General features: G+C 63.0%; 23 protein-coding genes. 12 read left to right on the forward strand and 11 right to left on the reverse strand.

Going from position 1 to position 23,866, the window contains the following annotated elements; genetic code table 11:
- Positions 1 to 381 precede the first annotated feature (381 nt).
- Positions 382 to 1,221: a UTP--glucose-1-phosphate uridylyltransferase GalU gene (gene galU, locus OUY36_RS11075; RefSeq protein ID WP_011913243.1), complete on the forward strand. Its 840-nt coding sequence runs from the start codon at positions 382 to 384 to the stop codon at positions 1,219 to 1,221.
- A 34-nt stretch (positions 1,222 to 1,255) separates the two neighbouring features.
- On the opposite strand, the gene OUY36_RS11080 is transcribed toward galU, so the two are convergent.
- Positions 1,256 to 1,678 carry a VOC family protein gene (locus tag OUY36_RS11080; RefSeq protein ID WP_267938080.1) on the reverse strand — a complete coding sequence of 141 codons (423 nt, stop codon included), beginning with the start codon at positions 1,676 to 1,678 and terminating at the stop codon, positions 1,256 to 1,258.
- Between the two features lie 71 nt (positions 1,679 to 1,749).
- On the opposite strand from OUY36_RS11080, the gene gorA reads away from it, so the two are divergent.
- Complete coding sequence (gene gorA, locus OUY36_RS11085; RefSeq protein ID WP_267938081.1) at positions 1,750 to 3,108, forward strand: glutathione-disulfide reductase; 1,359 nt, start codon at positions 1,750 to 1,752, stop codon at positions 3,106 to 3,108.
- A 43-nt stretch (positions 3,109 to 3,151) separates the two neighbouring features.
- Here gorA and OUY36_RS11090 read toward each other — a convergent pair whose 3' ends face one another.
- A complete protein-coding gene (locus tag OUY36_RS11090) occupies positions 3,152 to 3,655 on the reverse strand; it encodes a copper chaperone PCu(A)C (protein WP_267938082.1) in 504 nt (167 codons plus the stop codon).
- A 153-nt stretch (positions 3,656 to 3,808) separates the two neighbouring features.
- Here OUY36_RS11090 and groL point away from each other — a divergent pair, with 153 nt between their 5' ends.
- The gene (gene groL / locus OUY36_RS11095) at positions 3,809 to 5,422 is read left to right on the forward strand and encodes a chaperonin GroEL (RefSeq protein WP_267938083.1); all 1,614 of its coding nucleotides are present in this window, start codon (positions 3,809 to 3,811) and stop codon (positions 5,420 to 5,422) included.
- Between the two features lie 24 nt (positions 5,423 to 5,446).
- On the opposite strand, the gene OUY36_RS11100 is transcribed toward groL, so the two are convergent.
- From OUY36_RS11100 to OUY36_RS11120, 5 genes are all read right to left on the reverse strand, one after another.
- Entirely contained in the window at positions 5,447 to 6,142 is a 696-nt protein-coding gene (locus tag OUY36_RS11100; protein ID WP_156245846.1) for a hypothetical protein, read from the reverse strand.
- A complete protein-coding gene (locus OUY36_RS11105; RefSeq protein ID WP_267938084.1) occupies positions 6,123 to 8,534 on the reverse strand; it encodes a Lon protease family protein in 2,412 nt (803 codons plus the stop codon). Before OUY36_RS11105 ends, OUY36_RS11100 begins: the two co-directional genes overlap by 20 nt.
- Positions 8,535 to 8,661: 127 nt before the next feature.
- Positions 8,662 to 9,405, reverse strand: a complete 744-nt coding sequence (locus OUY36_RS11110; RefSeq protein WP_267934360.1) for a cyclic nucleotide-binding domain-containing protein — start codon at positions 9,403 to 9,405, stop codon at positions 8,662 to 8,664.
- A 95-nt stretch (positions 9,406 to 9,500) separates the two neighbouring features.
- A complete protein-coding gene (locus OUY36_RS11115; protein ID WP_267934361.1) occupies positions 9,501 to 10,454 on the reverse strand; it encodes a ribose-phosphate diphosphokinase in 954 nt (317 codons plus the stop codon).
- Positions 10,451 to 11,518 carry a phosphotransferase gene (locus OUY36_RS11120; RefSeq protein WP_267934362.1) on the reverse strand — a complete coding sequence of 356 codons (1,068 nt, stop codon included), beginning with the start codon at positions 11,516 to 11,518 and terminating at the stop codon, positions 10,451 to 10,453. Before OUY36_RS11120 ends, OUY36_RS11115 begins: the two co-directional genes overlap by 4 nt.
- 252 nt (positions 11,519 to 11,770) lie before the next feature.
- Here OUY36_RS11120 and acsA point away from each other — a divergent pair, with 252 nt between their 5' ends.
- The 7 genes from acsA to OUY36_RS11155 all read left to right on the forward strand — a co-directional run bounded on the left by acsA (position 11,771) and on the right by OUY36_RS11155 (position 17,716).
- Complete coding sequence (gene acsA / locus OUY36_RS11125) at positions 11,771 to 13,528, forward strand: acetate--CoA ligase (RefSeq protein WP_267934363.1); 1,758 nt, start codon at positions 11,771 to 11,773, stop codon at positions 13,526 to 13,528.
- Positions 13,528 to 14,520 carry a pyruvate dehydrogenase (acetyl-transferring) E1 component subunit alpha gene (pdhA, locus tag OUY36_RS11130; protein WP_267934364.1) on the forward strand — a complete coding sequence of 331 codons (993 nt, stop codon included), beginning with the start codon at positions 13,528 to 13,530 and terminating at the stop codon, positions 14,518 to 14,520. Before acsA ends, pdhA begins: the two co-directional genes overlap by 1 nt.
- Positions 14,517 to 15,116 (forward strand): alpha-ketoacid dehydrogenase subunit beta, encoded by a 600-nt coding sequence (locus OUY36_RS11135; RefSeq protein ID WP_267934365.1) that lies wholly within the window; start codon positions 14,517 to 14,519, stop codon positions 15,114 to 15,116. The genes pdhA and OUY36_RS11135 overlap by 4 nt, the downstream gene beginning before the upstream one ends.
- 9 nt (positions 15,117 to 15,125) lie before the next feature.
- Complete coding sequence (locus OUY36_RS11140; RefSeq protein WP_326491930.1) at positions 15,126 to 15,491, forward strand: transketolase C-terminal domain-containing protein; 366 nt, start codon at positions 15,126 to 15,128, stop codon at positions 15,489 to 15,491.
- A 25-nt stretch (positions 15,492 to 15,516) separates the two neighbouring features.
- Positions 15,517 to 16,680 (forward strand): dihydrolipoamide acetyltransferase family protein, encoded by a 1,164-nt coding sequence (locus OUY36_RS11145; protein ID WP_267934366.1) that lies wholly within the window; start codon positions 15,517 to 15,519, stop codon positions 16,678 to 16,680.
- A 12-nt stretch (positions 16,681 to 16,692) separates the two neighbouring features.
- Positions 16,693 to 16,953 carry an acyl carrier protein gene (locus OUY36_RS11150; RefSeq protein WP_267934367.1) on the forward strand — a complete coding sequence of 87 codons (261 nt, stop codon included), beginning with the start codon at positions 16,693 to 16,695 and terminating at the stop codon, positions 16,951 to 16,953.
- Between the two features lie 133 nt (positions 16,954 to 17,086).
- Positions 17,087 to 17,716, forward strand: coding sequence for an SAM-dependent methyltransferase (locus OUY36_RS11155; RefSeq protein ID WP_267934368.1), 630 nt, complete (start codon positions 17,087 to 17,089; stop codon positions 17,714 to 17,716).
- A gap of 94 nt (positions 17,717 to 17,810) precedes the next feature.
- Here the strand turns inward: OUY36_RS11155 and OUY36_RS11160 are convergent, their stop codons facing one another.
- The 3 genes from OUY36_RS11160 to OUY36_RS11170 form a co-directional block, all read right to left on the reverse strand.
- Entirely contained in the window at positions 17,811 to 18,407 is a 597-nt protein-coding gene (locus OUY36_RS11160) for a cytochrome b/b6 domain-containing protein (protein ID WP_267934369.1), read from the reverse strand.
- A gap of 1 nt (position 18,408) precedes the next feature.
- Positions 18,409 to 19,992, reverse strand: a complete 1,584-nt coding sequence (locus tag OUY36_RS11165) for a tetrathionate reductase family octaheme c-type cytochrome (RefSeq protein WP_267934370.1) — start codon at positions 19,990 to 19,992, stop codon at positions 18,409 to 18,411.
- A gap of 173 nt (positions 19,993 to 20,165) precedes the next feature.
- On the reverse strand, positions 20,166 to 20,573 hold the full coding sequence (locus tag OUY36_RS11170) for a rhodanese-like domain-containing protein (protein WP_267934371.1): 408 nt from the start codon (positions 20,571 to 20,573) through the stop codon (positions 20,166 to 20,168).
- Here OUY36_RS11170 and OUY36_RS11175 point away from each other — a divergent pair.
- Positions 20,523 to 20,810 carry a hypothetical protein gene (locus OUY36_RS11175; RefSeq protein ID WP_267938271.1) on the forward strand — a complete coding sequence of 96 codons (288 nt, stop codon included), beginning with the start codon at positions 20,523 to 20,525 and terminating at the stop codon, positions 20,808 to 20,810. The genes OUY36_RS11170 and OUY36_RS11175 overlap by 51 nt on opposite strands.
- Positions 20,811 to 21,727: 917 nt before the next feature.
- Positions 21,728 to 21,985, forward strand: a complete 258-nt coding sequence (locus OUY36_RS11180; RefSeq protein ID WP_326491931.1) for a helix-turn-helix domain-containing protein — start codon at positions 21,728 to 21,730, stop codon at positions 21,983 to 21,985.
- 750 nt (positions 21,986 to 22,735) lie between these two features.
- Here the strand turns inward: OUY36_RS11180 and OUY36_RS11185 are convergent.
- Positions 22,736 to 23,863, reverse strand: a complete 1,128-nt coding sequence (locus tag OUY36_RS11185) for an acyl-CoA dehydrogenase family protein (protein WP_267934372.1) — start codon at positions 23,861 to 23,863, stop codon at positions 22,736 to 22,738.
- Positions 23,864 to 23,866 lie beyond the last annotated feature (3 nt).

The raw sequence follows: 23,866 nt of genomic DNA on the forward strand, positions 1-23,866 counted from the left end.
GGTGCAATTGCACATTTCCCTGACTCAGGTCATAAGTCGAACGGCCTGGTTACGCTGATGACTGCTACAAAAGTGTAATGAGCGACAGCTATGCATATAGGAGTTGTATGACGGCGACGACGGGCGCGAAGGAGGCGTGAAAAAACACTATCCGGTGACTTTACAGAATGTCAGACCGCCATTAGCGTGGCCGCCGCCGAGACGGCGAAGTGACCCCGCGTAGCGCAGGCACACTATCTGCATCAGCAACCGAGTTCGCTGCGAACCCCGATAGAAAACGATGGTCGTAGGCTCTACGCCGGCATGGCCGGATGACACCGCAAGGCAGCTGCTGTTCTCGATGGCAGTGCATCGACTGGAACCTTTATTTCAAGGACTCACATGATCAAGAAATGCCTTTTTCCTGCTGCCGGATATGGCACACGTTTTCTTCCTGCAACCAAAGCCATGCCCAAGGAAATGCTGCCGGTGGTGAACAAGCCTCTGATCCAGTACGGGGTCGAGGAAGCGCTTGCTGCAGGGCTCACGCAGATCGCCATGGTTACCGGACGCGGCAAGCGCTCGCTGGAAGACCACTTCGATATCAGCTATGAGCTCGAACATCAGATCCGCAACACCGACAAGGAAAAATACCTGGTCGGTATTCGGCGCCTGATCGACGAGTGCAGCTTTTCCTATACCCGCCAGGTGGAAATGAAAGGCCTGGGCCATGCCATCCTCAGCGGCCGCCCGCTGATCGGTGACGAGCCGTTCGCCGTGGTGCTGGCGGACGACCTGTGCATCAACCTGGACGGCGATCCAGTACTGGCGCAGATGGTCAAGCTGTACAACCAGTTCCGCTGTTCCATCGTCGCGATCCAGGAAGTACCGCCGGAGGAAACCAGCAAGTACGGCGTGATCGCCGGTGAAATGATCCGCGACGATATCTTCCGCGTCAGCCACATGGTGGAGAAGCCTAAGCCGGAGGACGCTCCGTCGAACCTGGCGATCATTGGTCGCTACATCCTGACGCCGGACATCTTCGATCTGATCGAACAGACCGAACCGGGCAAGGGCGGCGAGATCCAGATCACCGATGCGCTGATGAAGCAGGCGCAGGATGGTTGCGTGCTGGCCTACAAATTCAAGGGTCAGCGTTTCGACTGCGGTAGCGCCGAGGGATACATCGAGGCGACCAACTTCTGCTACCAGAACTTCTACCTGACCGGTAAGGCGTTCTGAACCCATCGGGCCACCTCAGGGTGGCCCGTTCGTTTCAGGGTGCCGGCAACGCTTCGGCACCCGGCCCGAGCGGCTGCCCATAGCTGAATTCGACATAGTTGCCCGCAGGGTCGCGCACGCCGCAGTAGTAACCCACCGGATACGGCTCGTCGCGCGGTTCCCAGATCAGGCAACCGTCCTCGCGCGCCAACTCGGCGACCGCATCGACCTCCTCTCGACTGGCCATCGCGAAGCCGAAATGGCTGTAGTCGTTCGCTGCCAACGCGCGATCCGCGCCGCCAGGCATGATCACGAAGATGAACTCGCTCTCCTTGCCGGGCTCGGCCATCCAGACGATGCGCGACCCTTTGCCGGGCCGCTCGTGGAACACCCGCATGCCACAAAAGCGTGCGTAGAACGCAATGCAGGCGTCCAGATCGGGCACATGCAGAGCCAGGTGAGTCAGGGTAGGGCGCATGCGGCACTCCTTCGGTGAATCGGGTCAGAAGCCTGGGTTATGCTGTTCGCTAGACAAGGAGACAACTCTACATGGCTTACGACTTCGATCTATTCGTCATCGGCGCAGGTTCCGGTGGTGTTCGGGCGGCGCGCTTCGCGGCTGGTTTCGGTGCAAGAGTAGCGGTTGCCGAGAGCCGTTATCTGGGCGGTACCTGTGTCAATGTCGGCTGCGTGCCGAAGAAACTGCTGGTCTACGGCGCGCATTATGCCGAGGACTTCGGCCAGGCTCAGGGCTATGGCTGGACCATCGACGGCGCAACCTTCGACTGGAAAACCCTGATCGCCAACAAGGATCGCGAGATTCAGCGCCTGAACGGCATCTATCGCAGCATCCTGGTGGACAGCGGCGTGACCCTGCTGCAGGCGCATGCGCGGCTGGTCGATGCGCATACCGTCGAAGTCGACGGCAAGCGCTACAGCGCCGAGCACATTCTGATCGCCACCGGCGGCTGGCCGCACGTACCGGAGATTCCGGGTCGTGAGCATGCCATCACCTCCAACGAGGCCTTCTATCTGGATGCCTTGCCGCGTCGGGTATTGGTGGTGGGCGGCGGCTATATCGCAGTCGAGTTCGCCTCGATCTTCCACGGCTGTGGCGCCGACACCAAGCTGCTCTACCGTGGGGAGCTGTTCCTGCGCGGCTTCGATGGCTCGCTACGCGACCATCTGAAAGACGAGATGATCAAGAAGGGCGTGGACCTGCAGTTCAACGCCGACATCGTTCATATCGACAAGCTGGCCGACGGCAGCCTGCGCGCCACCCTGGAAGACGGCCGTACCCTGGAAGCGGACTGCATCTTCTACGCCACCGGCCGCCGCCCGATGATCGAAGGTCTGGGCCTCGAAACAGCCGGCGTGGCGCTGGATGCGCGTGGCTTCATCGCAGTGGATGACGAGTACCGCACCTCGGTGTCTTCGATCCTGGCGATCGGCGACGTGATCGGTCGCGTACAGCTGACCCCGGTTGCGCTTGCCGAAGGCATGGCGGTCGCCCGTCGACTGTTCAAGCCCGAGCAGTACCGCAAGGTCGATTACTCCACCATCCCGACGGCCGTGTTCAGCCTGCCGAACATGGCAACCGTAGGGCTGACCGAGGAAGAAGCCCGTGAGCAGGGCTACAAGGTCACCATCTTCGAGAGTCGCTTCAGACCGATGAAGCTGACCATGACCGACAGCCTGGAAAGAAGCCTGATGAAGCTGGTGGTGGAAGCCGAAACCGACCGCGTGCTTGGCTGCCACATGGCCGGGCCGGAGGCTGGGGAGATCATGCAGGGGTTGGCCGTGGCGCTGAAGGCCGGCGCCACCAAGCAGGTGTTCGATGACACAATGGGCATCCACCCGACCGCAGCGGAAGAATTCGTCACCATGCGTACGCCTGCAGCTGTCTGAAGCGGGTCAAGGGCATGGTCAGTCGCATGCCCTTGGCCGACGCTCAGTGGTGATGGCCTGATGCCGAGCCGCCACTGACCGGGGCGTCTTCCTCGATGCTGACCTCGGCGGTGAGCTCGCTGCCGTTTTCGAACTGCAGTGTGATCGGGAAGCTCTCGCCGGCCACCAGCGGTTGCTTGAGCCCGAACAGCATCACATGGTTGCCACCGGGCTTGAATTCCACCTTGCCCGCGGCCGGCACCTCGACCGACGGAATCTGCTGCATCTTCATCATGTCGCCCTGATGGACATGGGTATGCAGCTCGGTTTTCTGGGCCCGCGGAGTCTGCGCCCCGACCAGCTTGTGCGCTCGTTCGCCACGATTCTCCAGCACGAAGTACACCGCGCCCGTGGGTGCACTGGGGGGCATCGCCCGCGACCAGGCCTGGCTGACCACCAGCTCGCTGGGGGCTGCTTGCGTCGGGGCGTGATCATGGTGGTGATCCTGCGCGAAGGCAGGCTGGCAGAGCACGGTCAAGGCGCCTGCGGCCAGTAAGCGAAGCAGCATGTGAATACTCCAGTTCCGGTTGAGAGAAGCGCCATATTACGCCGCTTGGTGCAACCCGGCAGTTCTCCCGTACAGACCGGACGTTGATTCCGATCAAACACGGCGCGCCTACTCTGAACAAAGCTGCTGGCAATGCCCAGGAGGATGCGTTCGATGAGCCATACCAAGCTTCTGTTTCGCAGTGCCGCTCGCGAAAAAGTGCTGCACGGCGCCAACCAACTCGCCGAGGCGATCCGCATCACCCTCGGCCCAAAATCGAAATCGGTTCTGATCCAGAGCGTCTATGGTGCGCCGAGAGTGTGCAACGACGGTGTCACGATCGCCAAACTGGTCAAGCTCGAAGACCCCGAGGAAAACCTGGGTGCACAGATGCTGCGTCAGGCTGCCGAGCGGACAGGCGATGCCGTGGGCGATGGCACCAGCACGGCGACGGTTCTGGCTCATGCCATCCTCACCGAGGGCATTCGCAACGTCGTGGCGGGCGCCAGTGCCATCGACATCAAGCGCGGGCTCGACAGGGGGCTGCGCGTGACGGTCGAATCGCTCCATCAGCAGTCTCGTGAAATCCGGACGCGCAAGGAAAAGGCGCAGATCGCCGCCATCTCCGCGCACAACGACCCGGAAACCGGCGAGCTGGTGGCCGATGCCATGGAACGGGTCGGGAACGAGGGCGTCATCACCGTCGAGGAATCCAAGACCACCGAGACCGTACTCGACGTGGTCGAAGGTATGCAGTTCGATCGCGGCTACGTTTCGCCGTACTTCATCACAGACAGCGAGAAGATGGAGGCCGTGCTGGAAGACGCGTTCGTGCTTCTCTGCGAGCAGAAGGTCGGACTGCTCAAGGACCTCATACCCCTGCTGGAAACCATCGCCAAGAGCGGTCGGCCGTTGCTGCTGATCGCCGAGGACATCGAAGGAGAGGCGCTGGCGACGCTGATCGTCAACCATATCCGCGGGGTGCTGCGGGTGGTTGCCGTGAAGGCGCCCGGCTTCGGTGACCGACGCAAGGACATGATCCAGGACATCGCGGTGCTCACTGATGCGCAAGTGGTGTCGGCTGATCTCGGTATTGCCCTGGAACAGATCGCGATCGAGCAGCTCGGTCACGTCCAGCGCGTGGTGGTCGATCGCGAGCATACGACGCTGATTGGCGGCGCGGGCGACCGCTCGGCAATTGATGCGCGCATGCAGCAGATCCGCACGCAGATTGAAAAGACTACCAGCGACTACGATCGCGACAAGCTGCAGGAGCGCCTGGCGAAGCTGTCCGGCGGGGTTGCGGTAATTCGCGTCGGTGCACCGACCGAGTCGGAAATGAAGGCCCGCAAGGATGCCCTCGATGACGCCATTTCCGCGACCAAGGCGGCCATGTCCGAGGGCATCGTGCCGGGTGGCGGGCTCGCGCTGCTACGCGGCGTCCCGGCGCTCAGCGCAGAGGAAGCCAAGGCCGAGGGTGATGAGCGAACCGGGCTGCAGATATTGCGGCGGGCCCTGGAGGCCCCGGTACGCACGATCGCCGACAATTCCGCCGTGGATGATGGCGTGGTGGTCGCTCGTCTGCTGGCCGAACCTGGCGATATCGGCTTCGATGCGGCTGCGAACCGTTATGTCGACATGTACGAAGCGGGCATCATCGATCCCACCAAGGTCGTGCGGGTGGCGCTGGAGAACGCCGTCTCGATTGCCAGCGTGCTGTTGCTGACCGAAGCCACGATGATCGAGGTGCCGGACAAGCAGGACCATGAACCGCCGTTGCCGACGTGATCGATCAGCGGCAGCGTGGGCCGGTCAGAACGGCGGAATCAGCAGGATCGGACAATCCAGATGCTCGGTCAGCTGTCGCAGTTCCGCCGCGGACCAATCGCCAGCGGCACCGGCCAGCAGCACCAGGGTTGGCTGGCGGCGACGCAGCAACGGCAGCGACTGTTCCGTGCCAGCCCAGCGCATCGCCTCCCAGGCCAGCCCAGGGAGGCGCCCATCCCGATCCAGCGATTGCATTGCGATAGCGGCGTTCTGCAGGGCTGACGGTTGGCGGTAGAGCACCATGCCATGCCGATCTGGCGGCTGGGTACGCCAGGGCGTCCGTTGAGCGCGGCCGAATACCGTCACGTCGCTTTGTCTGATCTCGTTCAACAGCGTCTCGAGGCCTGGACCGCGCAGACTGCGCAGGGACCAGGCGATCCCGCTGGGACCGATCTGCCGGGCCAGTTCTTCGCGCAAGCGGTCCGCGCGCACCCGAAGGCTGCGCTCGAGCGTTGCCGGGTCCAGCATGCGCTCGGTGCCGCTGTGGCTGATTTCCCTGGCAAAGGGCAGGGCGGCGGCGCGCAGCAGGGCCACATCCTCCAGCAGCAGACTGGTCAGCTCGGCACGCAGGGTGCGTGACAGCTGCACGGCGATCTGCAACGAGCCCGGGTTGATGCCCGCCGGTTCCAGCGCCAGCAGCACCCGGCGTGGAGCAGCTGGATCACGCGTCGCGCTGATCACGGCCGTTACCTGCGCTCTGGATGTAGCGCCGACGCAGCTCGCTGAGCTCATCCAGGCGGTGCTGCACGGCGGCGTTCAGCGTGTCGGGCGGATAGCGCCCGGTATCGTCGGCGGTGCCGGCGGGCAATCCGGTGAGCAACTCCATCGCCTGGTCGACATCGCTGACCGCGTAGATGTGGAACTGCTGCTGGCGAACGGCGGCGAGCAGATCCTGACGCAACATCAGATGTTTGACGTTACCTGCCGGCACGATCACCCCCTGGGTGCCGCTCAGCCCACGGGCACGGCAGATGTCGAAGAAGCCTTCGATCTTCTCGTTGACGCCGCCGATCACCTGGACGTTGCCGTGCTGGTTCACCGATCCGGTAATCGCCAGATCCTGGCGCAGCGGCAGCCCGGCCAGAGCGGACTGCAGCACGCAGAGTTCGGCCACCGAGGCACTGTCGCCCTCGACCGGGCCGTAGGATTGTTCGAAGACCAGACTGGCGGCCAGCGACAGCGGCGCTTCAGGCGAATAACGACTGGCCAGATAGGCGGACAGGATCATCACGCCCTTGGAATGCAGTGCACCGCCCAGCTCGACCTCTCGCTCGATGTCGATGACCTTGCCATCGCCGAGCCGCGCGGTCGCCGTGATCCTGACCGGATGGCCGAAGGCATGGTTGCCCAGCTGCACCACGGCCAGCCCGTTGATCTGGCCCACGGCACGTCCGCTGGTTTCGATCAGTCGCAGATCGCGCAGTACCGCATCGTGCATGCGTTCGCGGATCTGATCGGCGCGGTGGATGGATTCAGCCAGGGCGCGTTCGACGTCCTCGCGGCGGATCAGCTCGCTACCGTGCTCGTTCGCCCAGAAATCCGACTCGCGCAGCACATCGAGCATGCTGGCCAGGTGCAGGGACAAGCGCTCGGCGTCGTCGACGTGGCGTGAGGCATGCTCGATCAACCGCGCAACGGCACCGCGTTCCAGCGGCTTGAGCTTCTCCCTTCGCTGCAGTGTCGCCAGCAGTCGCGCGTACAGCAGGATGTTCTGCGGGGTGCGCTCGAAATCCTCGGCGAAATCCGCTTCGACCTTGAACAGCAGTGCGAACTCGGGATCGTACTGGTTCAGCAGGTAGTACAGGCGCCGCTCGCCGACCAGCACGACCTTGACGTTCAGCGGAATCGGGTCCGGCTCGAGGGAAATGGTGCTGGCCATGCTGAGCACCTGCTCGAGTGACTGCAGCCGCAACTCGCGCGCCTGCAGCGCACGTTTCAGTGCCTCCCAGGCGAACGGCTGGCTCAACAGCTTTCGCGCATCGAGTACCAGGTAGCCGCCATTGGCGCGATGCAGGGCGCCGCTCTTGATCAGCGTGAAGTCGGTAAGCAGGGTGCCCATCTGCGCCAGATGCTCGATGCGACCCAGCAGGTTCTGGTAGCTCGGATGATCCTCGTAGACCAGAGGCGCGCCGCTGCTGCCGGAATTATCGACCAGCACGTTGACGAAGTAACGGTTGAATGGCGTCAGCCGGTGGCTGCCGAGCACCTTGTCGGGCTCGACGTTGGCAAAGTGGTCTTCGCCTCGTTCGATGATGTCCAGCTTGACCTCGGCGAGAAAGGTCATCACACCCGGAAGCGATCGATAGCGCGATTCGAGCTCCGCCATATGGATGTCCACCGTGGCGCTGGTGGTCTCCTGATTGAGTTGCTCGATACGCTTGTCGTGCTCCCGATGCCAGCCAGCGATCAGCTGCAGCCCTTGGCGCAGCGTCTGGCGCAGCGTTTCGCTGCTCTGCTCGATGCGCTGCTTCTCTTCGGCAGAGAGCTGCTCGTACTCCGCCGGGCCCATCACTTCGCCGCTCTTGAGCAGCGGTGCCAGGGTATAGCCGCTGGGTGTGCTCATCAGCATGATGCCCGCCTGGCGGGCTTGCTCGCTGACCGAGCCGAACAGGGTTTCCTCGCGCGCCTTGAACTCGTCCTTGATGGCTTGCACCGCATTGCGATAGTCGTCGCTGTCGAATGCCGCGGGCAGAGCACCGAGCAGGGTGCGGATGAGTCGGCGCATGTCGGCTTGCAGCGTGTTGCCGGTTCCGGCCGGAACACAGAGCACCAGCGGCTTGTGCGGTGCTCGGAAGTTGTTGATGTAGCACCAGTCCTGCGCCTGCGGTGCCTCGGCCGAACGCTGCTGCAACAGCTTGCGTACGATCGCGTGCTTACCCAGCCCCGGTGCGCCCATCACGTAGAGGTTGTAGCCCTCGTGTCGCATACCGATGCCAAGGTGGAGCGCGCCGAGGGCGCGTTGCTGGCCGAGGGTCTCGTCGAGTTCGGCCAGCTCCTCGGTCGTCGAGAAGTCCAGCTGCCCGTCATCGCAGGCGTGATAAAGGCGTTCTGCTGGTAGTTCGTAGGACTGCAAGGCAAACCTCCGCTGCGGCAGGCTGTAGCTTCGTCACAGGCAGGCCGCATGACGAAGGAGGGTAGGGTTCCGATTATTGCGTCGCGGCAGGACGGAGCCTTGATGGGGGTCAACCGCCTGCCATGTCTTACTCGGCCACGCACGACAGCCGCAGTGGTGCCGTTTCGCAGGCATTCCACAGAGAGCGTATATCCAGCAGGCGGATGTCACGGCCGTTGCTTTCGATCAGCCCCAATTGGCGGTAGCGGGTGAACAGGCGACTGACCGTTTCGGTGGTCAGGCCCAGGTAGCTGCCGATCTCCGCTCTGGTCATCGGCAGCGTGAACCTCGTTGCCGACAGCCCACGCCGGGCGAAGCGTGCGGAAATCTCGAGGAAGAAGGCAACGAAGCGCTGTGCAGCGCTCTCGCGGTGATGCCTGAGGTGTGCCTGTTCGACGAGCAGTTCATGGCTGATCGACTTGAGCACGCGGCTGCGCAGCCGTGCGCTGTTGGTCAGCAATTCTTCGAGCGCCGCGACCGGAATGGCACACACCAGTGAAGGCTCCAGCGCCATGGCATGGTTGACGCAACGATCGCCGGCGAACGCATCCAGGCCGACCAGTTCGCCGGGGAAAACAAAGCCGGTTACCAGCTCCTTGCCATCGCTACCGGTCAGATAGGTCTTGAGCGATCCACTGCGCAATGCATAAACGTGAGTGGCCGGTTCATTCACTCGGTACAGGTTCTGCTGCCTGGCGACACGCCGGTTGTGCCGAATGATCGCTTCCAGGCACTGCAGTTCGGCATCCTCCAGTGTCGCCGGCAGGCATATTCGGCGCAGCGAGCACTCGCGGCATCTCAACGTCTTGCAGGCCTTGTACGTGGCATCCATGACGGTCCCCCGGACGTGCGTGGCGGTTCCTGGCTCCTTGCATGACTGTAGCCAAGAATTCGCCGGCGAGCAGCGTGGACACCACAACCATGGCGTCAGCGGTACTCGGCGGCGAGTGCCGCGGCGACCGATGCGCTGCTATCCAGAATGGTCAGACGGCGTGCGACGAGCGCTGGGTCAAGTCGGAACGGGGGCACCGTATCGGCAACGACCAACCCATCGAATACCGGGCTTTCCACTACTTCGGAACCACCGGTGAACAGGCCGTGCGTGGCGGCGGCGTGTACCTGCCGCGCGCCGGCATCCCGACACGCCTGCCCGGCGCGCAGCAGCGTGCCGCCGGTGCTGATCAAGTCATCGACGATCACCGCGATCCGGTCGCGCACCTTGCCGACCAGCATGGCGCCGGTGACGATGTCGTTGCTGCGGTACTTCTCCATGTAGGCGCTGCCGACCGCACGCCCGGTATGTCGCTCCAGCGCGCGGCGAAACGACTCGGCGCGCTTGGCGCCTCCTGCATCGGGCGAAACGGCTACCAGCTCGATGTCGCCGGGCAGGCCGGCGAAGTGACCAGCGAACAGTTCGGCGCTCTCGATGTGCCGGGTCGGGATGCGGAACGCGTTGTCGAACGCGGCGACGTTGTGGACCTCCAGCGTGGTCAGCCGGTCGACCCGACAGGCTTCGAACAGCGCAGCCACGTAGCGGGTGATGATAGGGTCCTGATACTGCGTGCGACGCTCCTTGCGGGCGTAGCAAAGGTATGGTGCGACCACCTGGACGTGCCGCGCGCCGGCATCCTTGAGTGCGCCGCAGAAGAACAGCAGGCGGCAGAGCTTGTCGTTCACGCTGCGCTCGTCGTCACCGTACAAGCCGTGGAAGACGACAACTTTGCGATTCTCCACCGGCGTCAGCGCCCGGGTCTTGTGCTCGCCATCTTCGAAGGCCCGTTCTTCCAGATCGGTCAGCACGAGCCCCAGGTGCCGCGCGACCCGCGTCGCGTAATCGCGGCTGCCATGCAGGGCGAACAGGAGAGGGGAGTGTGCGTTCATGAGCGGCTCCTGGTGGAATGAGATGGGTCGGATGCCAGCTGCGGATAACCCAGGCCCAGGGCCTGGTGATCCAGCAGATAAAGCTGTGCTTGCTGCAAGAGCGCGCGGGCTTGGCTGGCCTTCGCCTGCGCCGCCTCGGAAGAGGACTGGCGCAGGGAGCTGCCGGCCAGGGTAAAGCAGCGGGTCGCTGCGCGAACCGAGAGAAACAGTGGCAGCGGCAGGCAATCATCCGCCTCACCGCTTTCGTCCAGATAGGCCCGCAGCACCACCGGCGCGAGCTCACCAAGCCCGTGGTGCTGCAGGTCCATCAATACGAAAGCGAGGTCGTGCAGCACGTCTATGCAGGCGATCTCGTCGCTGAACTCGATGCCATCGAACAGTGTCGGGTGGCCGGCGAACAGGCAGATATTGGCCAGACGCATGTCGCCATGGCAGCGTCGTACCTGGCCAGCCAGGCGCCGCCGCTCGAGTTCGGCAGCCTGCTGTCGGAGCAGACCCAGCTGGTCGCGATACAACGCATTTACGCTGGATGCGTCGAGCAGTTGCCGGTAGCGAGCCAGTTCGACGTGATTGCTTTCGATCGCCTGACGAATCCCGGCGCTGCCGCCGAATGCCGGCGTGCGTTCCGCTGCGGCATGGAAGCGGGCGACTTCCTTGCCTAACGCTTGCATCAACGGGGGCGTCAGCCGGCCAGCCAGCGCCATGCGCTCGAACAGCGCCGATTGAGGGAATCGGCGCATGACCACGACCCAGTCGAGCACTTCGCCGTCTCCGCCAAAGGCGAGCCGACCGTCACGGCCGCGAGTAACTGCACGCGCCTCGAGGTAGATGGCCGGCGCGGTCCGCCGGTTGAGGCGCAGCTCGGCATGGCAGGCGCGCTCGCGTTTGTGCAACGTCCGGAAGTCCAGCGAAGCATAGGCAATCTCGCGCTTGAGCTTGTAGGCGCGTTCACCGCACAGAAAGATCAACGAGCCATGGGTGTCGATGCGCTCGACGCTGTCGCCGGCCTGCCCGTAACTTTCGGCGCGGGAAAGAAAGTCGATGACCTCTCGCTGATCGCTCATCTGTTCCTCACGGTCGGCTCTGCGCGTGGCGATGCCACCAGCTGGTGGTCGGGGCCTGGATCAAGCCCTGCTGCCAGCGAGTCTAGTCGCCCCGTCTCGGCGTGCCCGACTGCCGGACGGCCGTCGCCGGGCGTTGATCGGGATCAAACCCTTTTTCGATTTCAGTTCTAGCCTCTGAATAGCGGCTGTGCTGCCTCATGCCAATCTGCCTGGGTGTCGCACCGCGGCACGACCTGCTCAGGGGACCGCCTCATGCGTTCAGCGACCATTGAAAAAACATCTCGGGACCTGGCAGTAAAACCCAACTGGCCCGACGCGGCCTTCGACGTCAGTCGGTTCAGCTGGCAGGCCGCTGCCGGCGCGCTCACCGGCCTGCCAGGGGGAGGATTGAATCTGGCTCATGAAGCGGTCGATCGCCACGCTGTTGGCACGCGGGCGGGCCATCCGGCCCTGCGTTTCCTTGAACGCAACGGCAGCCGTCGCGAGCTGAGCTACCTGCAGCTCAAGCGCCAGACCAATCGCTTCGCCAACATGCTCGTCCAACTCGGCGTCGCTCCGGGCGAACGGCTGTTCGTGCTGTGCAATCGTGGCGTCGAGCTCTACCTCGGTGTGCTGGGCGGATTGAAGAACGGCTGCGTGGTCTCGCCGCTGTTCGCCGCCTTCGGCCCGGAGCCGCTGGAAACTCGCGTGCGTCTGGGGGAGTGCAGCGTTCTGCTGACCAGCGAGACGCTGTATCGCAAGAAGGTCGCCGGGCTGCGCGAGCGGCTGCCGTTGCTCAAGCATGTGCTGATCTATGACGAGAGCGGCGGTCACACCGGCATCGACGGCACGCTGGACCTGCACCAGCTGCTGTCCAGTGCCAGCGAGGATTTCGAGGTCGTGCCGACCACGGCCGACAGCCCCTCGCTGCTGCATTTCACCAGCGGCACCACCGGCACGCCGAAGGGCGCGCTACACGTGCATGGCGCCGCACTGACTCACTATGTCACCGGCAAGTACGCGCTCGACCTGCACCCGGAAGACATCTACTGGTGCAGCGCCGATCCGGGCTGGGTCACCGGCACGTCCTACGGCATCCTCGCGCCACTGCTGCTGGGCGTGACCAGCGTGGTCGACTGCGGCGAGTTCGATGCCGAGCGCTGGTACGGCATCCTCGAGAAGGAGCGCATCAGCGTCTGGTACACCGCGCCGACCGCCATTCGCATGCTGATGAAGGCCGGACCGGAGCTGGCGCGCCGGCATTTCCATCCGCAGCTGCGCTTCGTCGCCAGCGTCGGCGAGCCGCTCAACCCTGAGGCGGTCTGGTGGGGCAAGGAAGTGCTCGGCCTGCCGATCCACGACAACTGGTGGCAGACCGAGACCGGCGGAATCATGATCGCCAACCTGCCAGCCATGCCGATCAAGCCGGGCTCCATGGGCAAGCCGCTGCCGGGCATCGAGGCGGCGATCGTCCGCCACGGCGAAGACGGCAGCCTGATCCTCCTTGGCGACGAGGAGATCGGCGAGCTGGCCCTGAAACAGCCGTGGCCGGGCATGTTTCGCACCTACCTCGGTCAGGAGGAGCGCTATCGGCGCTGCTTCGCCGGCGATTGGTACCTGAGCGGCGACCTGGCCCGGCGCGATGCCGATGGCTATTACTGGTTCATCGGCCGTAGCGATGACGTGATCAAGTCCGCCGGCCATCTGATCGGCCCGTTCGAGGTGGAAAGCGCGCTGATGGAGCATTCCGCGGTGGCCGAAGCGGCGGTGATCGGCAAGCCCGATCCTCTGCTGGGCGAAACGGTCAAGGCGTTCGTCTCACTGAAGCGCGGCCGCGAGGCCAGCGAGGCGCTGCACGACGAGCTGATCGGCCATGCGCGCAAGCGCCTGGGGGCGGCCGTCGCGCCGAAGGAACTGGAGTTTCTCGGCAGCCTGCCGCGCACCCGCAGCGGCAAGCTGATGCGCCGGCTGCTCAAGGCCCGGGAGCTGGGGCTGCCGGAAGGCGATACCTCGACACTGGAGAATCCCTGATGAACACGCCGGCTGCCGTGAGCTATCCACCGGACCTGGCGCTGACCCTGCTGCGCGACATGCTGCGTATCCGCCTCATGGAGGAGCGCGCCGCCGAGCTGTACGGCGAGGGCAAGATCCGCGGCTTCCTGCACCTCTACATAGGCGAAGAGGCGGTGGCGGTAGGGGCACTGCATGCGCTGGCCGCCGATGATGCGATCGTCGCCACCTATCGCGAGCATGGCCACGCGCTGATTCAGGGAGTGTCGATGAATTCGATCATGGCCGAGATGTTCGGACGGCAGGAGGGCTGCTCGCATGGTCGCGGCGGCTCCATGCACCTGTTCGATGCGCGGACCCGCTTCTTCGGCGGCAACGCCATCGTCGCTGGCGGCCTTCCATTGGCGGTCGGGTTGGCGCTGGCCGAGCAGATGCAGAAGGGCTCGCGCATCAGCGCCTGCTTCTTCGGCGAGGGCGCGATGGCCGAGGGCGCGTTTCATGAGTCGATGAACCTCGCGGCCCTGTGGCAGCTGCCGGTGCTGTTCTGCTGCGAGAACAACCTGTACGCGATGGGCACAGCCCTGGCCCGTTCGCAGTCGCAGACCGACCTGTGTGCCAAGGCCGCGGCCTATCGGGTGGCCGCCAGCGCGGTAGACGGCATGGACGTGGTCGCCGTGCACGATGCCACCCGTGACGCGGTGGCGTACGTGCGCAGCGGGCAAGGGCCGTACTTCCTGGAGCTGCAGACCTACCGCTTCCGGGCTCATTCCATGTTCGATCCGGAGCTGTATCGCGACAAGGCGGAAGTGGAGCAATGGAAGCAGCGCGACCCGATTCAAACCTACAGCGCGCGGCTCAGGGCGCAGGGCGTCCTCGACGAGCCGGGCTTTCTCGCCATCGAGGCTGGAGTGCGGCAGGAGGTGGAGCAGGCCGTGGCCTACGCCGAAGCCGGCGCACTCGAGCCCATCGAGCAGCTGTGTAGCGACGTCTACGCCACGCAGGTGCAGCCATGAGCAGCCAGATCAGCTACCGCGAAGCCCTGCGGGAAGCGTTGCGCGATGCCCTGCAGCGTAACGAGCGCGTGTTCCTGATGGGCGAGGATGTCGGCCGCTACGGCGGCACCTATGCCGTCTCCAAGGGGCTGCTCGACGAGTTCGGCGAGGCGCGCATCCGCGACACGCCGCTTTCCGAGCTGGCGTTCGTGGGGGCCGGGATCGGCGCGGCGCTCGGCGGCATGCGGCCCATCATCGAGGTGATGACGGTCAACTTCGCCCTGCTGGCCCTCGACCCGCTGATCAACACCGCGGCAACGCTCAGGCATATGTCCGGAGGGCAATTTTCCGTGCCGCTGGTGCTGCGCATGGCCACCGGAGCCGGACGGCAGCTGGCGGCGCAGCATTCGCACAGCCTGGAGGGCTGGTTCGCGCATGTGCCCGGATTGAAAATTCTGGCTCCGGCGACCGTCGAGGATGCACGCGGCATGCTCTGGCCGGCGCTATTGGACCCGAACCCCGTGCTGATCTTCGAGCATGCGCAGTTGTACAACCAGGAAGCCGATCTGGACGGCACAGCGACCGTCGACATTCACTCGGCGCGAGTGCGCCGGTAGGGCGAGCACCTGACCCTGATCGCCTACGGGGGCACCCTGCACAAGGCGCTGCAGGCGGCCGAGCAGCTGGCTGGCGAGGGCATTTCGGCGGAAGTCGTCGATCTGCGCGTGCTGCGTCCGCTGGATGACGCGACGATTCTCGAGTCGGTGCGCAAGACGCATCGTGTGTTGGTGGTGGACGAGGGCTGGCGCAGCGGCAGCCTGTCGGCAGAGATCATCACGCGCATCATCGAGCAGGGCTTCTTCGAGCTCGACGCCCCACCGGCACGGGTATGCAGTGCCGAAGTACCGATTCCCTACGCCAAACACCTCGAAGATGCGGCTCTGCCGCAGGTGCCTGGCATCGTCGAAGCGGCCCGACGGCTGCTCCAGTAGTCCCTACCACAGCCATGAGGTGTGCATGATCGTCTTCAGGTTGCCTTCGCTGGGTGCGGACATGGATGAGGGCACGCTGCTGCAATGGAAGGTCGAGCCCGGCGAGCATATCGAGCGGGGCGAGGTGATCGCCGTGGTCGACACGGCCAAGGCGGCGGTCGATGTGGAGTGCTGGCACAGCGGCGAGGTGCTCGAACTGCTGGTCGAACCGGGTAGCAAGATCCCGGTCGGTACAGCCATGGCGATGCTGCTGGAACCCGGCGAAAACCGCGAGGCGGCCATGGCACAGCGCGCGAAGACGATTCCGGAGGTGGCACGGCAGGCACCGAGCGTGCCTGAAATGCGCGCGGCGCCGCCGGCCCAATCGGGGGGCGAGGCGGCGCGTGTGCGCATCTCGCCCGCGGCGCGCAAACGCGCAGCCGAGCTTGGCATCGACCCGGCAAGCCTTACCGGCAGCGGCCCACAGGGGTCGATCACGCTGCAGGACATAGACGCGGCCGCCGCCCGCACGTTAACCGTGGATCGACACACGGCGATGCGTCAGGCCATAGCGGCGGCCATGAGTCGCTCCAAGCGCGAGATTCCCCACTATTACCTGAGCGAAACCATGGCGTTCGGATCAGCCGCCAAGTGGTTGCAGGACTACAACGCCGAGCGCCCACCCGAGCAGCGGTTGTTGGCCAGCGTGGTGCTGCTCAAGGCGGTGGCGTTGGCGCTGCGTGACTATCCGCAGCTCAACGGCTACTGGCGAGATAACGCCTTCCAGCCTACCGAAGGCATCCACCTGGGGGTCGCGATCACACTGCGACGAGGCGGACTGGTTGCGCCTGCGCTTCGCGATGTCGCCGATCGCTCGCTGCCGGACCTGATGCAAGCGCTCAGCGATCTTGTTCAACGTGCGCGCGCGGGATCGTTGCGCAGCTCGGAAATGAGCGATGCGACCCTCACCGTTACCCAGCTGGGCGAGCAGGGCGTTGATAGCGTGTTCGGCGTCATCTATCCGCCTCAGGTGGCGCTGGTCGGCGTCGGGCGCATTGCCGAGCGCCCATGGACGCAGGCTGGTGCGCTTTGCGTGATGCCGACCGTGACGCTAAGCCTGGCGGCGGACCACCGCGTCAGCGATGGCCATTACGGCGCGCGATTCCTCGCCGAAGTGCACCGTCTGCTGCAGAGCCCAGACAGCCTGTGACAGGAGAGCGAGATGGACCAGGCGCAGATTCGCCACATTGCACTCGATGCGTTGCAACACATCGCGCCGGAAATCGACATGGAGACCCTGCGCCCCGACCGCCTGCTACGCGACGAGGTGGACCTCGATTCGATGGACTGGCTGCGCTACATCGCTGCGCTGCACCAGCAACTGGGGGTGAACATTCCGGAAGCCGATTACCAGTTGCTGACGAGCATTGATGCCGTTGTCGCCTATCTGCACGATTGCCTGCAGGAGCAGCCGCGCAACTGACTGCCAGCAGAGCAACTACCAGGCGGCTGACCGGTGGCCGTGCGGCTTGCCCTGATGGATACGGCAAGGGGTATATTGCGGGCAGCTTCCAGAGGCGTCGGCGACGCCGAATTCACGCTCAACCGGAGGGCGCATGAACCCAAAGATCGCAGAATGGAACGAACGCTACAGCGACGCGGAATATCTGTTTGGTAAAGAGCCAAACGCCTTTCTGGCCAGCCAGCGAGAGCGTTTCATGCCAGGCATGAAGGTCCTATCTGTTGCCGATGGCGAAGGCCGCAACGGCGTCTGGTTGGCTCAGCTGGGGCTGGATGTGCTGGCCGTGGAGGCAGCGCCGCGGGCGATCGACAAGGCCCGCCAGTTGGCGGCCGAGCGGGGCGTCAACCTCGCTTACGAATGCGCCGATCTGCTGACCTGGGATTGGGGCAGCGAGCGCTTCGACGCGATCGTCGCGATATTCATCCAGTTCGTCGGCCCGGAGCTGCGTGCGCAGATGTTCGCCGACATGCAGCGCGCCTTGAAGCCCGGCGGGCTTCTGCTGCTGGAAGGCTATCGTCTCGAACAGTTGAGCTACGCCACCGGCGGCCCGAAGGAGCCGGCCAATCTCTACACCGCCGCAGCGCTGCGCGAGGCTTTCGCCGGCCTGCAGATCCTGCATCTGGCCGAATACGATGCCTACATAGAGGAGGGCAGCCGCCACCGCGGAATGTCCGCACTGATCGATCTGGTGGCGCGCAAGCCGACGGCTCAAATACCCGCTTGAGGCGGAACCTGCTGTAGCGGGCTAGAGGCATCCCTTTCGCAGCGATCGAATCGGGGCACTTCGGTGCCTCAACGTGATGGCGTCGAGCAACGTCTCAATGCCGCTCTTCCCAGCCTGTGATCATCGCCCTGATATGAGCCAATGGTGTATGCCCGGTCGTGGTCAGATACACATGCACGATCAGAAAGATCAGCATAAGAAACGCGCCACCGGTATGTGCCAGGGCTACCGCCTCGAGGGCCAGCCAGTCAGGCAGCAAAGGCTCCAGGCGGCCCCAGAACAGATAGAGCAGCCCGCTGATCCAGATCAGCGGGTTGATCAGCACCAGTACGCCCAGGTAAGCGATGCGCTGAAGCGGATTGTGCTTGCGCTCGGCGGTGACCTTGTAAGGGTGCGGCGCGCCGATGAAGATGCCGCGCGCGTAATAGAGTGCCACGCGTTGGATATTGGTCAGCGTCGGTATGTACTGCCTCCATTGGCCGGTCGTGAAGTGCCAGAAGATGGCGAAAATCCATAACGCGATGAGCAGCCAGGCGGCGATTTCATGAACCTCGACCGCAGTGCGGAAATCGAGCAGGGCGTGACTGCCATGAATGGCGAAGCCACTGAATAGCAGGGTGATGATCAACGCAGCTTGCGACCAGTGCCAGAAGCGCTCGAAGCGGGTGAACAGATAGAGGCGGTCGGCCATTTCAGTGTCTCCTTCGGCGCGCATGGGCGATGCCGCGAAGCATTGCGTGAAGCAGAACGCCGAGCAGGGCCAGCCCGGCCACGCCGAAGCCGAGACGGTCGAGCAGCGGATTGCGATCCTTGCCGGGCAGCCAGATGCCTGGCACTGCCGCCAGTCGCCCTTTAGCCGCGTGGCATTGGGCGCAGTCCAGCGCTTGCTCCTTGGGCGCGACCATATGGGTGATCGGCCAGAGCATCTGCGTATCGACAAAGCCGAACTGACCACTGTAGGGCGCAACGGTGGCGTCGGCACCGGCCTGCAGCGCCTTGGCCCAGTCGAAGTTGAACCAGAACGCCGTGTCATCGGGTAAGGCGGTATGTGGGACCAGCAAGGTGCGATGCACCGTGTCATACGGCTGGCGACTATGGAAAGTTTTCACCGGCCAGATCCGCGCATCCACGGCGCCCGGCGTGCCGTGGAACGTATTGATCGGCACCCGGCTATCCGGATCGATCCGGGTCTCGGGCTGCACGTAAGTGACGGTGCCATCGAACCAGACATAGTCCGGCACCACGTTCTCGGCGAGGAGGAAGTCGCCCTTGCGGCTGTCGTAGATCACGTGACCGTCGGCATCTCGGGTCAGGAAGGGCTTGCCTTCGGCGTTCATCTTGCCGGCTGTCGACCAGTCCCAGCCCATCTTCGTTGGCACGCCGCCCCGAGCGAAGGCCGGGATATGGCAGCTCTGGCAGGCCAGGACGCGGGTGTGATCGTTGAGCCGGCTGGCGTGTAGCAGGTCGCCCTGATGCGGACGCTCGCCGTGGCACGATTGGCAGGTCGACGGATTGCGTGCGCTGCGCTCACCGCGCAGGATCGCCGCGTGAGGATCGGAGGCGGTGACACTGATGCGGCTGCCGGCGATTCGGTGCTCATCGGCGACGTGACAGGTCGAGCAGCTGAAATCCGGCCCCTCGCTGGTCATATGCACGTCGAGGGTGCGCGGAGGATCGTTGAGCGAAGAGTCGAGATCGCCGTGTTTTACCCCGTCGCCGCCACCGCCGTAGTAGTGGCAGGTGCCACAGGTGCGGCGCGAGGTTGCGCCGACATTGCGGGCGACCGCGGCCAGGTCGACCGGATCGACGAACTTGCCCGAGCCGGGTGAGGTTTCGGTGCGTACCAGGGGAGGGTGGCCGGCCAATCCGGCAAGTTTCAGGTAGTTGCCCGTGTTGTGGCAGGCCAGGCAGTCGACCTTGGTTTCGTCCGAGAAGTCGAAGTTTGCATCCTTCCAGCCATAGCCGACGTGACAGGACTGGCAGAAGGCTTCGTTGGAGCGGTCACCGATGCAGAAGCCATTGAGCATGGTCTTCTTGCCCAGACGCTGGCCGGTGTCCGGGTTGGTGTAGTCCCACGTCCAGTGACGCGTGGCCATCACCTGAGAGGCAGCTTCGGTATGACAACCGAGGCAGGCTCGGGTGACCTCTTCGCCGCTGGCGAATGGTCCCTGCAACTGCCTGAAGCGGCTATGGTCGGCCGTGGCAGCCAGCAACGAAACAGGCAGCAGAAGGGCCAGGTATGCGAGCCAGGCCAGATCTCGGCGAAATACATTCATCGTTCCCGTCTCCATGGGGCGAAAATGCACAGCCTCTGCTGAAACGATAGTTCATCGCCCCGGCCAGCATGATGCTGACGTCAGGCTACGTGGCTTTCGGTATCCGCACGTTGAGGTGCGTCAGCCATCGACTACATGACTTGTTTCTTCTGAATATCCCGGATGGGCCGGCGTTACGGGCGGTACATCTTTTCGGCGTTCATCTTTGGCGACCATGGCAGGTTCGAATTCTGCCAACCGCTCAGCAGCCGGAACCCGGTCTGTGGGCCTTTCTTGATCGCTGGGCCCTGGAAACCGTCGATCACGTAGCGGGCGTTGGGAAAGCCGTTGTCGCGCAGGTAGTCGGCGCTGGGCTTGCCGCGTTCACTGCCGGAGCGGCACATGGTGATGATCTCGGCGTTCTCGTCGAGGCCGCGTTTCTTCAGTTCCGTGCGGATTTCAGAAAGGAAATTGGGGTTCTGCGAGACCTTGTAGGTCCCGCGTTGTTCGTCCCAGGTGTTGCGGTCCACCAGCAGGTAAGGGACGTTCACATGCACCGCATCGGTGAAGCCGACGAACATGATCTCCACTGGATCGCGCACGTCGACGAACAGCAGCTTCGATTCGTTCTTTTGAACGCGGTCATAGACGGCCTGAGCGGTAACACCGAGATCATCGGCACGGGCGACAAAGGCGCAGAGGCGCAGAGGCTCAGCGCGCTGGCTAGCAGAAAACGTTTCATGGGGTTCTCCTTCATCAATTCATTCGGCGAAGGCGGGGCTGTCGATCGACAGGACGCTCCGCATCCGTATTACTTTGGCATATTAGATTTAACATAATATATATTATGCGAAATTAGACCTTGCGCCTTAGGCGTTACCCGCCACCAGATCATCTCCAGCTTTCTGTCGCAATCTTTTAAAAAAAAGAATTATTTCTTTAAAAAAATAATCATAAAAAACATGGAGCTACGAAGCTGTCATCGATTCTTTCTTCAGTATTCTCGCTTTTAACAACACGACTTTGGTGTCGTCTGTACATGCTCATGAGTACACCGAACTATCAGCGTTAGGCTGCAGTTATGCTTGATAATGTTGTGGCGAGAACGAAGCTCGCGCCTTCTCCAGTCGATCTGGATCAGGACTTCGCCTAGGTTGCCTGGCAATTTTTGCTTCGAGTTTTGCAGGGGGCTCGGACTAGGCTCGAAGGTGGTGTCCTGCGGAGAAAATGACCTCAGTTGTCCGAAGCTTAGCCCTGCCACATGCTGGATGTGTGCTGTAACTGCTCCCACCTTCTACTCTGTAAACGTAACCCGGATGGTTGTTCACATCATCCTCTGCGATACACACCTCAGTAAGAGGCTCCATCAGCCAGTTCTTTTCGCCCCTAAGGTGGCCTGGTGACACCAGAAATGCTTGGGACAACCATAAGCGGTCGCCTAGCTCCCCGAGCACCTGCTGTAGTACTGGGACCGTCGGAATCATAAGCATGCTTCCTACTTGTTCATCTCCGTAGTCTCGAACTAGCTCCACGTAAAACCACGGACAATGAATATCCTGCTCTACAAACTGCCAGTGCTGTACTCGAGGATCTCCAAGAATGCCTCCCGGAAGAAGCTCTGCATGCCTGTACGTCATAAACATAGCAATCCCCTTGAAAATATTAACAATAGTTAATGGTGATCTGAGGTTCAAGCCTGCTTCATCATCCCTTTTACGGGGAAGAAAAAGAGATGGAGCTGAAGCGCGCGTTTGGCATGGCACTTAGAGACACTAGGAAAGCTCGAAATCTCATTCAAGAGGATTTTGGGGGCGTCAGCAGCCAAACGTACTTGAGCCAGCTGGAGGCCGGCACAAAGGGACCTAGCCTGGAAAAAACGCATGAACTTGCTTCTGTAATGGGCGTCCACCCTTTGACAATCCTGGCTCGTTGCTACCTTCTAGTAGATGACACCCTCACACTGGAACAACTCTTTGCGCGTATTCGTACAGAGATAGTAGGGAGCTCTGAGTGAGCTGCCAGGCGACTGATGAGGGTGTCGGAGCTCTCAAGGCTTTAGCTCCATCACACGTTATAAATTTGGCGCGCAGGAAATGAAAAAGGCGACCTACTAGAGGTCGCCTTGAACCAAGTTTCTTCACCGATACTAATGCCCGGGAGAGGAAACTCTTGGGCTGCCTGATCAAAATAACATTGACTCGGCAGATATGCCCAGTTGTTCTCTTCATTCTCGGCTTCGTCAATTTTAAAACCGCAACCCAGCCAAGCACATCACGAGATCACGCCGGCATTCGCGTTCCAGACGTAGACGGGACTGCATGCTGCGCGATGGAACCCCCCTTCTCTCTTCTCCCTTCTTCGCAGACTATGGCCCGCTTGGTACGCCTTGGTAATGATGCCGATTCAGACATACCTGCCCTGATTTGGATTTGATATGCGTGCACCTTGGCTACGCGTTTAAGCGACTTACCGGCTCCAACTCTTTGCCTTTTTCCAATGCAAAGCATTGCAGCGAACAAGTCGCTGAATGCCGCGTTAGTCACCAAGAAAGTGAGTGACCGCTAATGATCAGCCGTCTCAATCGAATAACTGCTTCAGGCCGGGAGTCGCCAGTTGCAACAGCCTTGAATCGGCCAGAAGCAGACACTTGTCTGATGTAGATTCCGCCCCTAATGCTGACGCTTGAAACTATTTACGACAGTAGGGGCGATTCACTGTCAACTCGCTCCCTCCCCAGACTCCGTGGAAAACCAAAAATAGGGCGTCAGAAGCTGCGCGCAATCACCATCCGCTGTACATCGCTGGTCCCTTCGTAGATCTGGCACACGCGCACGTCGCGGTAGATGCGCTCGACCGGGAAGTCCTTCAAGTAGCCATAGCCGCCCAGGGTCTGGATCGCCGCCGAACACACCCGCTCGGCCATCTCCGAGGCGAACAACTTGGCCATCGAGGCCTCGGTCAGGCACGGCAGGCCGGCTTCGCGCAGGCTGGCGGCGTGGTGCACCATCTGCCGCGCCACGGCGATCTGGGTGGCCATGTCGGCCAGGCGGAAGGCCACCGCCTGGTGCTCGATGATCGGTTTGCCGAAGGTGACCCGCTCGTGGGCGTAGTCGCGCGCCGCCTCGAACGCGGCGCGGGCCATGCCCACGGATTGCGCGGCGATGCCGATGCGCCCGCCTTCCAGGTTGGCCAGGGCGATACGGTAGCCCTCGCCCTCCTCGCCCAGGCGCAGCTCGGCCGGGATGCGCACCTCGTCGAGCTGGATCTGGCCGGTGTCCGAGGCGTTCTGGCCGAGCTTCTCTTCTACCCGCACCACGGAAAACCCCGGCGTGTCGGTCGGCACGATAAAGGCGCTGATGCCCTTCTTGCCGGCCCCCGGATCGGTGACGGCGAAGACGATGACCATGCCGGCGTGGTTACCCGAGGTGATGAACTGCTTGCTGCCGGTCAGCACGTAGTGCTCACCGTCGCGTCGCGCGCGGGTGCGCAGGTCGCTGGCATCGGAGCCGGCCTGCGGCTCGGTCAGGGCGAAGGCGCCGAGCATCTCGCCGCTGGCCAGCGGGCGGAGGAAGCGCTGCTTCTGCGCCTCGCTGCCGTATTTCAGGATCGGCATGCAGCCCACCGAGTTGTGCACGCTCATGATGGTGGAGCAGGCGCCGTCGCCGGCGGCGATTTCCTCCAGCGCCAGGGCGTAGGCCAGGTGGCCGGTCTCGGCGCCGCCCCACTGCTCCGGCACCAGCATGCCCATAAAGCCCAGCTGGCCCATCTCGGCGATGGCTTCGGCCGGGAAGAGGTGTTCGCGATCCCAGTCGGCGGCGAAGGGCTTGAGCCGCTCCTGGGCGAACTGCTGGGCCATGTCGCGGATCTGGATGTCCTGTTCGGATGGAATCATCTC

Source organism: Stutzerimonas sp. R40042 (assembly GCF_026642215.1).
Classification (GTDB): Bacteria; Pseudomonadota; Gammaproteobacteria; order Pseudomonadales; family Pseudomonadaceae; genus Stutzerimonas; species Stutzerimonas frequens.

Excerpts from the sequence above, each read along its gene's own strand:
- pdhA (WP_267934364.1), top strand. The coding sequence starts at position 13,528 with ATGAACACGCCGGCTGCCGTGAGCTATCCACCGGACCTGGCGCTGACC.
- OUY36_RS11185 (WP_267934372.1), bottom strand. The coding sequence starts at position 23,863 with ATGATTCCATCCGAACAGGACATCCAGATCCGCGACATGGCCCAGCAG.
- OUY36_RS11160 (WP_267934369.1), bottom strand. The coding sequence starts at position 18,407 with ATGGCCGACCGCCTCTATCTGTTCACCCGCTTCGAGCGCTTCTGGCAC.
- OUY36_RS11090 (WP_267938082.1), bottom strand. The coding sequence starts at position 3,655 with ATGCTGCTTCGCTTACTGGCCGCAGGCGCCTTGACCGTGCTCTGCCAG.
- OUY36_RS11110 (WP_267934360.1), bottom strand. The coding sequence starts at position 9,405 with ATGGATGCCACGTACAAGGCCTGCAAGACGTTGAGATGCCGCGAGTGC.
- OUY36_RS11080 (WP_267938080.1), bottom strand. The coding sequence starts at position 1,678 with ATGCGCCCTACCCTGACTCACCTGGCTCTGCATGTGCCCGATCTGGAC.
- galU (WP_011913243.1), top strand. The coding sequence starts at position 382 with ATGATCAAGAAATGCCTTTTTCCTGCTGCCGGATATGGCACACGTTTT.
- OUY36_RS11120 (WP_267934362.1), bottom strand. The coding sequence starts at position 11,518 with ATGAGCGATCAGCGAGAGGTCATCGACTTTCTTTCCCGCGCCGAAAGT.
- OUY36_RS11150 (WP_267934367.1), top strand. The coding sequence starts at position 16,693 with ATGGACCAGGCGCAGATTCGCCACATTGCACTCGATGCGTTGCAACAC.
- OUY36_RS11115 (WP_267934361.1), bottom strand. The coding sequence starts at position 10,454 with ATGAACGCACACTCCCCTCTCCTGTTCGCCCTGCATGGCAGCCGCGAT.
- groL (WP_267938083.1), top strand. The coding sequence starts at position 3,809 with ATGAGCCATACCAAGCTTCTGTTTCGCAGTGCCGCTCGCGAAAAAGTG.
- OUY36_RS11155 (WP_267934368.1), top strand. The coding sequence starts at position 17,087 with ATGAACCCAAAGATCGCAGAATGGAACGAACGCTACAGCGACGCGGAA.
- OUY36_RS11135 (WP_267934365.1), top strand. The coding sequence starts at position 14,517 with ATGAGCAGCCAGATCAGCTACCGCGAAGCCCTGCGGGAAGCGTTGCGC.
- OUY36_RS11165 (WP_267934370.1), bottom strand. The coding sequence starts at position 19,992 with ATGAATGTATTTCGCCGAGATCTGGCCTGGCTCGCATACCTGGCCCTT.
- acsA (WP_267934363.1), top strand. The coding sequence starts at position 11,771 with ATGCGTTCAGCGACCATTGAAAAAACATCTCGGGACCTGGCAGTAAAA.
- OUY36_RS11180 (WP_326491931.1), top strand. The coding sequence starts at position 21,728 with ATGGCACTTAGAGACACTAGGAAAGCTCGAAATCTCATTCAAGAGGAT.
- OUY36_RS11175 (WP_267938271.1), top strand. The coding sequence starts at position 20,523 with ATGCACCGCATCGGTGAAGCCGACGAACATGATCTCCACTGGATCGCG.
- OUY36_RS11145 (WP_267934366.1), top strand. The coding sequence starts at position 15,517 with ATGATCGTCTTCAGGTTGCCTTCGCTGGGTGCGGACATGGATGAGGGC.
- gorA (WP_267938081.1), top strand. The coding sequence starts at position 1,750 with ATGGCTTACGACTTCGATCTATTCGTCATCGGCGCAGGTTCCGGTGGT.